Genomic DNA, 13,161 nt, shown 5'->3' on the forward strand with positions numbered 1-13,161 from the left:
GCTCAGGCCGGGGACTCGCCGGCCAGCGCGTACAGCAGGTCGTAGGCGGTGCCGGTCATCCGGCAGGTACGGCCACGGCGGGTGGCCAGCGCGACCACGCCGGTGTGCGACGCCCGGTGGTAGCCGAGGAACGCCTGCTGGCCGAAGGTCGCACCGACATGGAAGAGCAACGGTCCGCGCGGGGACGGGTGCTGATACCACGTCAGGGTGTGGGTGTGGCGCTTGCGCCAGCCGCGCCGCAGCAGCGGCACCTGGACGTCGCGCAGCGCCCCGGCCAGGGGAGTGCCGTCGGGGGAGAGCAGTGCCTCCAGGTAGGTGAGCAGATCGCCGGGGGTGGCGCGGACCGAACCGGCGGCGACGAAGGCGCCCATCTCGGTGCTGCGCACCGGTGTCACGCCGTTCGCGCGGTGACCGATGGCATCGGTGCCCGTGGTGCCGGGCGCCAGCGTGGTGCCGGTCAGCCCGAGGGGGCGCAGCACCCGGTCGGTGAGCAGGGCGGCGTAGCCGTCGCCGGCGGCGCGGGACATGGCCGGGCCGAGCAGCGCCAGCCCGAAGTTGGAGTAGCGCCAGCGGGTGCCGGGCCGGTTCCGCGGCCGGGTCCGGGTGAAGGCGCGCAGCAGCCGCTCGGTGTCGTAGCGGGCGTAGCCGTTGTCGTACGGCTTCACCAGCGCGCCGGGGATCAGGTCGGCGGGGATGCGCGGCAGCCCGGAGGTGTGGGTGGCCAGATGCCGCAGGGTGATCCGGCGCGAGTGCGGATGCGCCAGCGGCAGCTCGGGCAGATGCACGGCGAGCCGGTCGTCCAGGGACAGCGCGCCGGCCCGGGCCAGGTCGGCCAGCAGCAGCACGGTGAACGTCTTGGACAGCGAGCCCAGTTCGTAGCGCAGCGCATGCCGTGGGGTGGGCGGCGCCAGGGCCGAGCCGCCCGTCATCACGGTCCGCCTGCCGTGCCGGGTGACGGCCACCACGACATCGGGGGCGTCGATCAGGGTGACGGCGTCCGCCAGGCGGTCACCGAGCGCCGGTCCCACGAGGTCGGACCCCATCAGACCGCGGACATGGCCCGGGAGGTGGCCATCGCGGAGGCGAACGCGGCGACCAGGGTGGGGTGGTGCACCTGATCGAAGACCTGGGCCGGATCGCCCTGCGGCATCTGCTGGTGGATGGGCATCGCGCCCTCGGGCGACTGCGCGGCGGCGTACCGCTCCCACAGCTCCGCGTCCAGGGCGGGCCGCGGCAGACACGCGTCGACGACGAGCAGCTCGCCGAGCAGATCCCAGTGTTCGAGGTCCGCCCAGTCCTCCAGCCAGGCCGGCAGATACCGCGTCAGATAGTCGGCGACGGCCGGCGGGATGCGCTCGGGGAACTCGCCCCAGTTGGTGAGGTGGAAGACGGTGTGGGTCAGGTCGTAGGCGATGTGCAGCTGCACCGTCCACGGTTCGGCCAGCTGCCCCAGCCAGGTACGGGACATGGCCTGGTCGAAGTCGCTGCTGGGCGGCAGCCCCAGCTTGCGTTCGGCGTTGAGCACGCCGAGCCGCCGGTTGGGCACCATCTCCAGCGTCGTCCAGGTGGTGGTCCGCCGGCAGACCTCCAGCGTCGCCTCCAGCCCCGGGTGGCGGTGGCCCAGTTCGTGGAAGGTCGCATAGACCTCCACCGGGACGGGGGAGAGCGGCTCGTCGTGCTGGAGCCGGGCCAGCACATTGCCGCCGTCCAGCAGCTCCCGCCAGGCGAAGTCCAGCAGCTGTCCGGCGCGGGCCTTCTGCCGGGAGCCGGCCACCCCTTCCCGGAACAGCACCTGCATATTGAGCGCCAGCTCCCCGATGGGCTTGAGCCGCTCGGTGACCGCGGTGTTGTCCGCGAAGTCGGCGGCGGTCAGCCGGAAGTGCTCACGGTGGTTGTCGAGCCAGGTCAGGGCCCGGTCGCCGACAGCGTGCAGCAGGGCGGGGGACGCGGCCGTCACGGTCACGGGGCATTCTCGCTTTCGCAGGGGGTCCGCCCGCCCACCAGCGCCGGATCCCCGGCCACCGGACCGGCCTCGGCCTCGTCGCAGGCGATCCGGGCGAGGGTGGCGGCGAACGCGGTCACCAGGGTGGAGTGGTAGCAGGCCAGGAAGGCTTCGGCCGGGTCACCCGAGGACGGCGCGGCGCCGATCTCGGGCACGCTGCCATCGGCCGCCTGGGCGGTGGCCAGCCGCTGCCAGGCCACCGGGTCGAAGGGGGCGGCGGGCAGGCAGGCCGTCACGGCCAGCAGCTCGCCCACCAGGTCCCACATCTCCTCCTCCAGCCAGGTGTCCAGCCAGGAGGGGAGCCACAGCCGCAGATAGCCGGCGAACTCGGGGGACAGCCGCTGCCGGTTGCGCCCCCAGTCGGTGAGGTGGAAGACGTCATGGGTCACGCCGTAGACCGACTTGCGGTCCAGCGTCCAGGGCTCCGGCAGCCGGCCGAGGCCGGTCAGCGCCAGTACGGAGGCGAAGTCGGCGTGCTGGCGGAGCCCGAGCCGCCGCTCCGCGTTGAGCACGTTGAGGGTACGGGTGTGATCCTCGCGGGCCACCCGCCAGCCGCGCAGCCTGGTCGTGGTCTGCACCAGCGCGTCCGCGTCGGCATGCCGCAGCCCGGCCTGCGCGAAGGTCCCGTAGAGCTCCACGGGATAGGTGGCGAACGGCTCACCGTGGATCAGCTCGGCGAACAGCTCACCGTCCCGGGTCTCGTTCCAGGCGAACGCGAACAGCCCGCGGGCGGACTGACGGATCTCGTCCCGCGGGTGCAGTACCCCGATGAGCTGGGTCAGCTCGGCGAGCTCGCCGAGCGGTTTGAGGGTCAGATTCGGGTCGGCGTCCGTCGTCACGTTCGGGGGCAGCCGGAAGAAGCCGCGTGCTTCGTCCAGCCACCCCAGGCTGCCCCGGACCATCCGGTCCAGCAGCCCGGGGTCGCCCCGGCCGCCGGTCACCAACCCCGTCCGTAGAAACGCTGAGCGGCCACGATGTGCAGCGCCACCCGGGGGTCCGCACCACCCATTTGGCGGACGAACGCCAGCCCGCTGTCGAGCCCCAGCGTCGGTGCCACGTCGGGCAGCCGGGACAGCCAGCGCCCCAGACCGGCCGCCTGCAGCCAGTCCCGGCGGCGGACCGCCCGGACGAAACCGCGGGACAGATCGTCGGTGCGCTCGGTCAGCTGCTCGGCGAGGCCGGGCGCCAGCCCGGGCAGCGCGAGCGCGGCGAGCTGGGACACGCGGTGGGAGAGTTTCGGCCAGGGCGTGCTGTCGACCCAGCCGGTCGCGGCCTCGGGCGGCGGCGGCCAGGGCTGGGCGCCCGCGGGCAGAAACGCGTGCGAGGCCTCGACCAGGCCCCGGTAGGTCCAACTCGATACCTCCGAGGCATCCGCCCCCGGTGGGTAGGCCGCCAGCGCCTGCCGGACCACCGCTTCGTCCTCGGGGGCGACGGGCGCCCCGCGGTGCTCCATGGCGTACGGCGCGAGCGCATCGGCGCCGAGCACCCGGACCGCCGCCGGGGTCAGCGCATCGTTGTGCCGCAGAATGCCGGACAACGCATAAGGGCCGCCCTCACCCCGCAGGGCGAGGGCGACCCCGGTTGCGGCATCGGCAATCACAGCGCTGAGCGGGACTGCTCCCTGCGTCTGTTCAGCCAACGCTTTCCCCTCAGCCTTATCGGTTGTCAGTCTTGGGCCGGGGGGTGGGCGGCGAGATCAGCAGCAGCCCCAAAAACAGCAGTGCTGAGGTGCACTCGCGCGTATCGCGGTAAACGCCGTCGGCCTCGGCGGGTTCAAGCAGTCCCTCGACCTCGGCGGCCAGGGTGGCCGTCTCGACCGGCGCTGTGCGATCCGTAACCATGCGATCAACTCCTTCGACGAATGGGATACCAGATTCACATCGTCATTTATCGGACGCAATGGGAGAAATCGGACGAGTGCTCATCTTTCGGGCGACGGTGATGGCGTCTCAGCCCGCCGCCACGTCTCAACTCCCTTGCGGAAAAGGGGAGATAGTGATCATGAGGCCCGGTATCGATGGAGTAGGGCGGTGTGGTGCTCCGGGTGAGATTGTTGCCCCGATGGCGGAGCGAGCTGCTCTGTTCGGATGCATCCACGTGGCGGCGGCTCGTGCCGGGAGGAGAGTCGTGGCGGCTCCGGGGGGCGGTCCGGGGTGCGTCGCGGGGGTCGGATGAGGGTCGGCCGAGCCGCGAGGCGGACCCGGTGCGCGGACCGCGGAGCCGGCTACCGGCGGCATGACCGGCCGGTAGGTCTCCGACGACCGGTGCCGTACGGAGCCCGTACGCCCCCGGCCCTACGAGCTCCCCTCGATGCCGGGCTCAGCCGGTGGCGAGTGCGACCTCTGTCGACTTGATCAGCGCGGTGACCTCGGAGCCGGCCGTCAGGCCCAGGTCGTCGACCGCGTCCTTGGTGATGGCGGCGGTCAGCTCACCGCCCGCGACGGCCACCTTGACGCCGGCCATCGCGCCGCCCGTCGCGACCTCGGTGACGGTGCCGGGGATCCGGTTGCGGATACTGACGCCGCCGAGCGTGCTGGTGGCGAGCGCGACCTCGGTGGATTTGATCAGGGTGCGCACCGCGGAGCCCGGTTCGAGGGCCAGTTCCTGCACGGCTTCCAGGGTGATCGCGGCGGTGATCTCCTGGCCGCCGTCCAGACGGACCTTGACGGTTGCCATGACCTCGCCGGGGGTGACGGAGAGAACGGTGCCGGGAATCTGGTTACGGATGCTCAGGCTCATGGACAGTGCCTCACCGGGAGGGGAGCAAGGGGCTCTTGGTTTTTGTGGCGTATGTGCTGTTCTGTCCGCTGCACTCTAGTCGGCTTCCGTGCCGCCGCCCGGGCGCACAGTGCAGGTGCCAGGGGGTATGCGAAGGGGGCGGGTACCGAGGAGGACGGCGGAACTCGTCCCGGCATGCGGGGCAGTCGGCGGCCGGACGCCGAGGTGTCGTCGGTTCCTCCGAGGGGTCTGACATCTGCCCTGGAGAATCACCTCATGGCATTGCATGTGCGAGCCCATGCTGCCTATCTTGCTGCACATGCAGTCCTACACGATCGGGCAGGCGGCGCGGCTCCTGGGCGTCAGCCCGGACACCGCCCGCCGCTGGGCGGACGCCGGCAAGGTCGCGACCCACCGCGACGAAGGCGGCCGCCGCCTCATCGACGGCCGTGATCTGGCCGCCTTCTCCATCGAGTTGGCGCAGAACGGCACCGGCGAGGACGACACCTCGTACACCTCCGCGCGCAACGCCTTCCCGGGCATCGTCACCGCCGTCAAGCTCGGCGATGTCGCCGCCCAGGTGGAGATCCAGGCCGGTCCGCACCGCCTGGTGTCGCTGCTCACCCGGGAAGCGGTGGAGGAACTCGGACTGGAGGTCGGCATGCAGGCCACCGCCCGCGTGAAGTCCACCAGCGTGCACATCGACCGCACCTGACCCGTCACGGGCTGCACCCCGGCGGGCCACCGTCCCCCACCGGCAGGCTGCCTCACCTCAGCGGCGTCGCCTGTCCACGGCGCGGCTTTCCCCATCGCCCCGACGACACCGTCGTCCGCGTCCCAAGGAGTCCCGCCACATGTCCCAGCTCTTCACCGGGCGCCGCGCCGCCGCCGCGCTCGTGACCGCCGCCCTCCTCGTTCCGCTCACCGCCTGCGGTGGCAAGGACGACGCCAAGAAGGACGAGGGCGCCACGAAGTCCGGCAGCGCCGCCAAGGCGGACCTCACCGTGCTCGCCGCCTCGTCGCTGACCGACGTCTTCAAGAAGGCCGGTGCGGTCTACGAGAAGGAGCACCCGGGCACCAAGGTGAACTTCTCCTTCGCCGGCTCCCAGGAACTGGCCGCCCAGGTCAAGAACGGCGCGCCCGCCGACGCCCTGGTCACCGCCGACACCAAGACGATGGACGGGCTGAAGGCCGACGCCGGCGAGCCCACCGTGATCGCCAAGAACCGGCTGGTGATCGTGACCGGGGCGGGCAACCCGAAGAAGATCGCGCACCTCAAGGACCTCGCCGACAGCAAGCTGAAGGTCGTCCTCGCCGCCTCCCAGGTGCCGGTCGGCCGCTACAGCAAGCAGGTCCTGGACGCCCAGAAGCTGACGGTCAAGCCGGTCTCGCAGGAGCCCAACGTCCGTGCGGTGCTCAGCAAGGTCGAGCTCGGCGAGGCCGACGCCGGCCTCGTCTACAAGACGGACGCCGCCACCGCACCGGACAAGGTCGCCGCCGTCGCCATCCCCGACGCTCAGAACGCCGTCGCCTCCTACCCGGCCGCGACCCTCAAGTCCTCCCAGCACAGCGCCGCCGCGGCCGCCTTCGTCAAGTGGCTTAGCACGCCCGAGGCGCAGAAGATCCTGCAGCAGGCGGGTTTCCAGAAGCCGTAACCGGCGGGGCGCGCACGGGAGTCCGGCCGAGCGGCGGACCCGTGCGCGCCCCCCCGGCCCGTCCCGATCCCAGGAACCCCGATGAGACGCCTCCGCATCCCCGCCCCGGCCCCGGCAGGCGGGCCGCGCGCCCCCGGCAGCCGCGCCCCGCTCGCGCTGGCCGTGCCCGCGCTGATCGCCGTCGCGTTCCTGCTGCTGCCGCTCGTCGGCATCCTCGCCCGCACGACGTGGAGCGAGCTCGGTACCCATCTGAGCTCTCCCGGCGTCCTCGAAGCCCTCCGGCTGTCGCTGCTGGTGTCCTTCTGCGCGCTGGGGCTCGCCCTGTTGCTGGGCGTCCCGCTGGCCTGGCTGCTGGCGCGGGTCAACTTCCCCGGCAAGGCGCTGGTCCGCTCGCTGGTGCTGCTGCCGATGGTGCTGCCGCCGACCGTCGGCGGTGTCGCGCTGCTGCTCGGTTTCGGCCGCCGCGGGCTGCTCGGTCCCTGGCTGGAGGGCACCTTCGGCATCGTGCTGCCGTTCCACACCTCGGGCGCCGTGGTCGCGGCCACCTTCGTGGCGATGCCGTTCCTCGTCATCAGCCTGGAGGGCACACTCGCCGGGCTGCGCACGAGTTACGAGGAGACCGCGGCCTCCCTGGGCGCTTCACCCGTTCGGGTCTTCTGCACCGTCACCCTCCCCCTGGTCGCCCCCGGCCTCGCCGCGGGCGCCGCCCTGACCTGGGCCCGTGCGCTCGGCGAATTCGGCGCCACGATCACCTTCGCCGGCAATCTGCCCGGCACCACCCAGACCCTGCCGCTGGAGGTCTATCTGCTGCTCCAGGACGCCCCGGAAGCGGCCACCTCGGTCTCCCTGCTGCTGCTCGTCATCGCCATGGCCGTGCTGATCTGTCTGCGGGGCCGCTGGACCGGCGCCACCACCGGCCGCCCGGCCCGCACCGTACGGCCGGCCGACGACACCGTCCTCCCGGCGCCGCCCGCAACCGGCACTGCGGAGCCCGACACCGCCCTCCCGGCGCCCGGGGAGCGCTGGCCGCTGCACGCCGAGGTCACCGGCTTCAACCAGCTCACCCTGGACGCGGATCCGGGCAGCACCATCGCCGTCGTCGGCCCCAACGGCGCCGGCAAGACCACCCTGCTGCGCGCCCTGCTCGGCCTCACCCCGCGCGCCCGCGCCGCGCTGCGCCTCGGCGACACCGACGTCAGCGCGCTGCCCCCGCACCGCCGCGGGGTCGCCTGGGTTCCCCAGGACGGTGCGCTGTTCCCCCATCTGACGGCGCTGACCAACACCGCCTACGGGCTGCGCGCCCACGGCACCCCGCGCGCCGAGGCCCGCCGCACCGCGCAGCAGTGGCTCGACCGGCTCAGCGTCGGCCCGCTCGCACACCGCAAGCCCGCCCAGCTCTCCGGCGGTCAGGCCCAACGCGTCGCACTGGCACGGGCGTTGGCCGCCCGGCCCCGGCTGCTGCTGCTCGACGAACCGCTCGCCGCGCTCGACCAGACCACCCGCGCCCACGTCCGGCACACCCTGCGCGCCCATCTGGCGGCCTTCGGCGGCGTCTGTCTGCTCGTCACCCACGACCCCGTCGAGGCGGTCTCGCTCGCCGACCGGGTGCTCGTCCTCGACGACGGCCGCGCCCTCCAGGACGCCCCGCCCGCCGAGGTCACCCGGCATCCACGCTCGCCCTGGGTCGCCCGGATGCTCGGCCGTAACGCCTGGCCGGGCACCGCCGACGGCGACGGCCTCGCGCTCACCGAGGGCGGCCGGCTGGTCCTCGCCGACCGCCTCCCCGAAGGCGTCCGGGCGCTGGCGATCATCGCCCCGGAGGCGGTGTCCGTCCACCTCGACAAGCCGGCGGGCAGCCCCCGCAACGTCTGGCCCGGCACCGTCCGCGAGATCACCTCCGCGGGCAGCCGGCTGCGGGTCCTGGTCACCTCCGACCGGGCCCCCGATCTGGTGGCCGAAATCACCCCCTCGGCTGCCCTCGAACTCGGCCTCGCCGACGGGGTGTCCGTATGGACCAGCGTCAAGGCCACCGAGGTCTCCGTCGTCACGCTCTGAGCGCCGGCGGCGGCCCGGTCAGTGCGGGGCGGCCGCCGGCTCCAGCACGAACACCGGGATCTGGCGCTCGGTCTTCTCCTGGTAGTCGGCGTAGTCCGGGTAGGCCTCGACCGCGCGCGCCCACCACAGGGCCTTCTCCTCGCCGGTGACCTCACGGGCCGTCATGTCCTGGCGTACCGGGCCGTCCTGGAGCTCCACCCGGGGGTCGGCCACCACGTTGTGGTACCAGACGGGGTGGCTGGGCGCGCCTCCCAGGGAGGCCACCACGGCGTACGTCCCCTCGTACTCCACCCGCATCAGTGGGCTCTTGCGGATCTTGCCACTCTTCGCACCACGGGTGGTGAGGACGACGACCGGCATGCCGCGCATCGTCGTGCCCTGGGTGCCGCCGGAGCTCTCGTACAGCTCGACCTGGTCGCGCACCCATTGCGTCGGGCTGGGCTCGTACTCACCGAGGAGAGGCATGCTGTCCGTCCCATCTACGAGGACCGGCGGGGCACCGGCCGCGGCCGGCGGGCCCGGCCTTGATCGTCCTGACCCTCACTCAACCACCGGACCGGTGCCATCATTCCGGCCCGGCGTGCCGTCGCGGGGTGTCCCGCCCCGGGCGCGCCTGCCCGCCCCGCGGAGGGGCGGGCAGGCGACCTGGTCAGGACACCAGCTCCACCGTCTGCCGGCTCCGGCGGTGCTGGTCGGCCCAGTTCGTCAGCGCGGCACCACAGGCGTGGTCGAGATGGCGCAGCCCGCTGATGTCGAGCTCCACATCCCGGTCGGCGGGCAGCGTCTCCAACTGGTCGAGGAGCTTGGGCAGCCGCAGGAACGTGGCGTTGCCGACGGCGCGCACCTGCACCGGCTCGTCCTCGTCGTCCGGGGTGTGGATCTCCAGGTGGACGTGGGAGGTCTCCCAGGCCGTCTTCGCGACGGCCAGCAGCAGACCGATGAGGACGCCCTCGAACATGTTGACCGTCACGATCGCGAGGGCCGTGACCATCAGGACGAGCGCCTCGCCGCGGTGCTCCCGCCATAGCGGACCCAGCTCCCGCACCGGGATCAGCTTCCAGCCGGCATGCACCAGTACGCCCGCCAGCGCGGCCACCGGCACCACGCCCAGCGCGGCCGGGAACGCCGCGGCGAACACCAGCAGCCAGACCCCGTGCAGCACCCGCGACAGCTTGGTCTTCGCGCCCGCCTGCACATTGGCGGCGCTGCGGACGATGACGGCGGTCATCGGCAGCGCACCGAGCAGACCGCACACGGTGTTGCCCGCGCCCTGCGCCATCAGCTCCTTGTCGTAGTCCGTACGCGGCCCGTCGTGCAGCCGGTCGACCGCGGCGGCGCTGAAGAGGGACTCCGCGGAGGCGATCAGCGCGAAGGCGAGGACCGTACCGAGCACCCCCACGTCGGTGAGCTTGCCGAAGTCGCCGAGGCCCGGGGGCTGGATCGCGTCGAGCACCCCGCTGACCTCGACCCGTGCGACGGGCAGATCCAGCGCCCACACCGTGAGGGTGGAGAGGGCCACCGCGGCCAGCGGCGCGGGGAGGATCCGGGCGCCGCGCCGCCAGCGCGGCCACAGCACCAGGATGGCGATGGTGCCCGCACCGATGGCGAACGCGGACAGCGCGGTCCCCGAGCCCATGGTGTCGCCCACCAGGCCGGGCAGCCCGGCGAGATTGCTCAGGCCGGTGCCCGGTGCCTTGGCGTCCGTGAGGGCATAGAGCTGCCCGGCGATCAGGACCAGACCGATACCGGCCAGCATGCCCTGGACGACGGCGACCGAGATCGCCCGGAACCAACGGCCCAACTTCAGGGCACCCATGGCCAGTTGCAGGACACCGGCCGCCAGCACCAGCGCACCGAGGGCGCCGAGCCCGTACTCCTTGACGGCTTCGAAGACCAGCACTGTCAGCCCGGCGGCGGGGCCGCTGACCTGAAGGCTGCTGCCGGGGAGCAGACCGGTGAGCAGTCCGCCGACCACACCGGTCACCAGCCCCAGTTCGGCCGGGACGCCGGAGGCGACCGCCACCCCGACACACAGCGGGACGGCCACGAGGAACACGACGAGAGAGGCGGTGAAATCCGCCCCGAACGAGGGGAATCGCTTCATGAGAGGTACCCGCGCCTTCACAGCGGGAGGAACAAGTCGGTGGCCGGGTGATGTGCCGCCACCAGGCCGGTGTGCACTTCGTAGAACCAGCCGTGCAGTGACACCTCACCGGCGGCCAGCCGCTCCTGGACACAGGGGTAGCCGCGCAGCCGGTCGAGCTGTTCGCGCACATGCTGCTGCACCGCGGCGGAGACGGTGGAATCCGCGTCCTGCGGCAGCCGGTCGGACACCTGCTGGGTCAGCCAGTCCCGGACGGCAGGCGCGCCGTTCAGGTCCTCGCCGCGGACCCGGGCGCCGACCGCACCGCAGTGCGAGTGCCCGCACACGATGATGTCGGCCACGCCCAGGACGCGCATCGCGTACTCGATGGTGGCGGCTTCCGCACAGGCCGCCATGTCCTCCTGGTAGACGGGAACGGCGTTGCCGGCGGTGCGGAGTTCGAAGAGTTCGCCGGGCCGTGCCCCGGTGATCAGGGACGGTACGACGCGGGAGTCGGAACAGGTGATGAACAGGGCGAGGGGCGACTGGCCGGCGGCGAGCCGGCCGTAGGTCTCCCGTTCGTCCTGCCGGTCGGCAATACGGGCCGTCAGGTCCCGGGCATGCTGGATGAAGGTCTCCACGAGAAGGTCTCCTGCTGATGAGGGGTGCCACCGTGGGGGAGTGGCGGGAACGTACGAGGCGCGACGGGTGGGGCGGACCCCCACCGGCCGTGCTCAGCAGAGGAAGGCGCAGTGCAGGACGGGGAGCTGGACCGTTCTGCCGGCGGCCTTGGTGGAGTTGCCGGCCGCGGCGGTCCCGGTGGGGAGGTCGAGGGGCGGCGCCATGGGCCCGCCATGACCGGGCGGCAGCTGGCGGCCGGTGTGATGGGGGACGCCGCCGGAGGCCCGGGCGGTGCGCCGGGGCTGGCCGCGCTCGGTCTCGTATTTGGTCTTCTTCTCGGTGTGGCCGTAGCCGGGCTTGAGGGCCGGCCGGGCTCCCGCGGACGTCGTGGCGAAGGGTCCGGGCGGTTCGTGCGCTACGGCGCCGGGCGCCATCGCCAGGGTGCCCAACAGGAACGTCAGGATCACCATCAGGGCGGTCAAGGGCAGGCGGCGCGGGCGCAGCGACGGTGCGCTGCCCGGTATGCCGGTGTCCTTCCGCATCATGGTCCCCCGTGGTTCGGCCATACGGCTACACCCTGCCCTGACAGTGCATCATCCAGGTTTCCTCCGTGATAACGAGAAATGACGCCATGTTTCATGATCTGCCGAATTCGCCGCCGGGAACGTCCGCGGGCCGCGCGGCCGTTCACGTCCGTTCCGCTTCCGTACGGGGTGCCGGCGCGGCGGTGGGGGCGGGTGCCGGCCGGCGGGCCGCCCACCCGAGGACGGGTATCACCGCCAGCGCCAGCAGCCCGCCGGCCAGCGCCAGCGTCCGGTAGCCGCCCAGGACGACGACCAGCCCCGAGGACATGCCCCCGACCGCACCCGCGAGGGCGATCCCGACGTCCACCAGCCCCTGGCCCGAGGCGCGTCGGGCCGGCGGCAGCGCGTCGATGACCAGGGCGGTGCCGCTGACCAGTCCGAAGTTCCAGCCGAGGCCGAGCAGCACCAGCGCCGCGGCGAGCGCGGGAACCGAGTGCGGCGGTGCCAGGGCGGCGAGCGCCCCGGCGGCCGCCAGCGTCACCCCGGAAGCGCCGGCGATCCACCGCCGGCCGAGCCGGTCGACGAGCAGACCGGTGAGCGGGGAGGGCAGGAACATCGCACCGACATGGAGCGCGATGACCAGCCCCGCCGCCTGGGTGCCGTGGCCGTGTGCCTGCATGTGGACGGGCGTCATCGTCATGATCGCGATCATCACGAGCTGGGTGAGGACCATGACCGTGGTGCCGACGGCCACCCCAAGCCGGTGCCCGGACGCGTCCGTCCGGCCGGCGTCCCCCTCCGCGGGGCCCTCGGCCGCGCCGTCGTCCCGTGCCGCCGCGGCCAGCTGCTCGGCCAGCCGCAGCGGATCGGGCCGCAGCAGCGCGGCCAGGGCCACCGCGGCCGCCCCGAACGCGGCGACCGCCAGCAGGAAGGGCCCGGCGAGCCGGGGGATGCCCCAGGAGTGGGCCACCTCTCCGGTTAGTGCCACCAGGTTGGGGCCGACCACCGCGCCGAGCGTGGTGGCGAAGAGCACCGTGCTCACCGCCCGCCCGCGCCGCGCGGGCGTCGCCAGGTCGGCCCCCGCATAGCGGGCCATCAGATTGGTGGCGGTGCCCGCCCCGTAGACCAGCAGGGCCACGAACAGCAACAGCGCGCTGCCGAGGGCGGCGGCCGCCACGACCCCGAGGCTGCCGAGCGCCCCGACGGCGTAACCGAGCGCGAGCCCGGGGCGCCGGCCGTGGCTCCGGCAGAGCCGGCCGATGCCGACGGCGCCGAGCGCGGCCCCGGCGGTGAACAGCGCACTGGGCACGCCCGCCAGACCGGTCGAGCCGAGCATCTCCTCGGCGAGCAGTGCGCCGACGGTGATGCCGGCGGCGAGGCCCGCGCCGCTGAGGATCTGGGAGAAGACCAGGACCGCCAGAATCCGGCGCTGTTCCGGCACCTCTCGGGGGGCCGGCACACCGTGGGATGCCCTCATGATTCCTTTCGGTTCGAGGGCGCCGG

The 13,161-nt window shown here is 72.9% G+C and carries 14 protein-coding genes; 3 read left to right on the top strand and 11 right to left on the bottom strand.

All coding sequences use genetic code 11. From position 1 onward, the window contains the following. Positions 1-2 precede the first annotated feature (2 nt). The 6 genes from CPH93_RS31545 to CPH93_RS31570 all read right to left on the bottom strand — a co-directional run bounded on the left by CPH93_RS31545 (position 3) and on the right by CPH93_RS31570 (position 4,741). On the bottom strand, positions 3-1,043 hold the full coding sequence (locus tag CPH93_RS31545; protein WP_093481872.1) for a serine hydrolase domain-containing protein: 1,041 nt from the start codon (positions 1,041-1,043) through the stop codon (positions 3-5). Next, positions 1,043-1,963 carry a DUF6895 family protein gene (locus CPH93_RS31550; protein ID WP_093648559.1) on the bottom strand — a complete coding sequence of 307 codons (921 nt, stop codon included), beginning with the start codon at positions 1,961-1,963 and terminating at the stop codon, positions 1,043-1,045. The genes CPH93_RS31545 and CPH93_RS31550 overlap by 1 nt, the downstream gene beginning before the upstream one ends. Beyond that, positions 1,960-2,943: a DUF6895 family protein gene (locus CPH93_RS31555; RefSeq protein WP_093481870.1), complete on the bottom strand. Its 984-nt coding sequence runs from the start codon at positions 2,941-2,943 to the stop codon at positions 1,960-1,962. Before CPH93_RS31555 ends, CPH93_RS31550 begins: the two co-directional genes overlap by 4 nt. Continuing rightward, the gene (locus CPH93_RS31560; protein WP_231977018.1) at positions 2,940-3,641 is read right to left on the bottom strand and encodes a hypothetical protein; all 702 of its coding nucleotides are present in this window, start codon (positions 3,639-3,641) and stop codon (positions 2,940-2,942) included. Before CPH93_RS31560 ends, CPH93_RS31555 begins: the two co-directional genes overlap by 4 nt. Before the next feature lie 16 nt (positions 3,642-3,657). Continuing rightward, positions 3,658-3,843 (bottom strand): hypothetical protein, encoded by a 186-nt coding sequence (locus CPH93_RS31565; protein WP_006606533.1) that lies wholly within the window; start codon positions 3,841-3,843, stop codon positions 3,658-3,660. 478 nt (positions 3,844-4,321) lie between these two features. Then, a complete protein-coding gene (locus CPH93_RS31570; RefSeq protein ID WP_093481868.1) occupies positions 4,322-4,741 on the bottom strand; it encodes a TOBE domain-containing protein in 420 nt (139 codons plus the stop codon). A gap of 298 nt (positions 4,742-5,039) precedes the next feature. Between CPH93_RS31570 and CPH93_RS31575 the strand changes: the two genes are divergently transcribed. The 3 genes from CPH93_RS31575 (at position 5,040) to CPH93_RS31585 (ending at position 8,430) form a co-directional block, all read left to right on the top strand. After that, a complete protein-coding gene (locus CPH93_RS31575) occupies positions 5,040-5,435 on the top strand; it encodes a TOBE domain-containing protein (RefSeq protein ID WP_093488407.1) in 396 nt (131 codons plus the stop codon). A gap of 139 nt (positions 5,436-5,574) precedes the next feature. Then, positions 5,575-6,375, top strand: a complete 801-nt coding sequence (modA, locus tag CPH93_RS31580; RefSeq protein ID WP_093481867.1) for a molybdate ABC transporter substrate-binding protein — start codon at positions 5,575-5,577, stop codon at positions 6,373-6,375. An 81-nt stretch (positions 6,376-6,456) separates the two neighbouring features. After that, positions 6,457-8,430, top strand: a complete 1,974-nt coding sequence (locus CPH93_RS31585) for an ABC transporter permease (RefSeq protein ID WP_096214774.1) — start codon at positions 6,457-6,459, stop codon at positions 8,428-8,430. Positions 8,431-8,448: 18 nt separating this feature from the next. Here the strand turns inward: CPH93_RS31585 and CPH93_RS31590 are convergent, their stop codons facing one another. The 5 genes from CPH93_RS31590 to CPH93_RS31610 all read right to left on the bottom strand — a co-directional run bounded on the left by CPH93_RS31590 (position 8,449) and on the right by CPH93_RS31610 (position 13,135). Further along, the gene (locus CPH93_RS31590; RefSeq protein WP_096214775.1) at positions 8,449-8,895 is read right to left on the bottom strand and encodes a nitroreductase family deazaflavin-dependent oxidoreductase; all 447 of its coding nucleotides are present in this window, start codon (positions 8,893-8,895) and stop codon (positions 8,449-8,451) included. 184 nt (positions 8,896-9,079) lie between these two features. Next, positions 9,080-10,534 carry a SulP family inorganic anion transporter gene (locus CPH93_RS31595; protein WP_096214776.1) on the bottom strand — a complete coding sequence of 485 codons (1,455 nt, stop codon included), beginning with the start codon at positions 10,532-10,534 and terminating at the stop codon, positions 9,080-9,082. A 17-nt stretch (positions 10,535-10,551) separates the two neighbouring features. After that, positions 10,552-11,154, bottom strand: coding sequence for a carbonic anhydrase (locus tag CPH93_RS31600; RefSeq protein ID WP_096214777.1), 603 nt, complete (start codon positions 11,152-11,154; stop codon positions 10,552-10,554). Between the two features lie 93 nt (positions 11,155-11,247). Beyond that, the gene (locus CPH93_RS31605; protein ID WP_096214778.1) at positions 11,248-11,700 is read right to left on the bottom strand and encodes a hypothetical protein; all 453 of its coding nucleotides are present in this window, start codon (positions 11,698-11,700) and stop codon (positions 11,248-11,250) included. A gap of 121 nt (positions 11,701-11,821) precedes the next feature. Further along, positions 11,822-13,135 carry an MFS transporter gene (locus tag CPH93_RS31610; protein ID WP_096214779.1) on the bottom strand — a complete coding sequence of 438 codons (1,314 nt, stop codon included), beginning with the start codon at positions 13,133-13,135 and terminating at the stop codon, positions 11,822-11,824. Positions 13,136-13,161: the final 26 nt, after the last annotated feature.

Origin of the sequence: Streptomyces sp. 2323.1, from assembly GCF_900221035.1 — a bacterium.
GTDB classification, from domain to species: Bacteria; Actinomycetota; Actinomycetes; order Streptomycetales; family Streptomycetaceae; genus Streptomyces; species Streptomyces sioyaensis.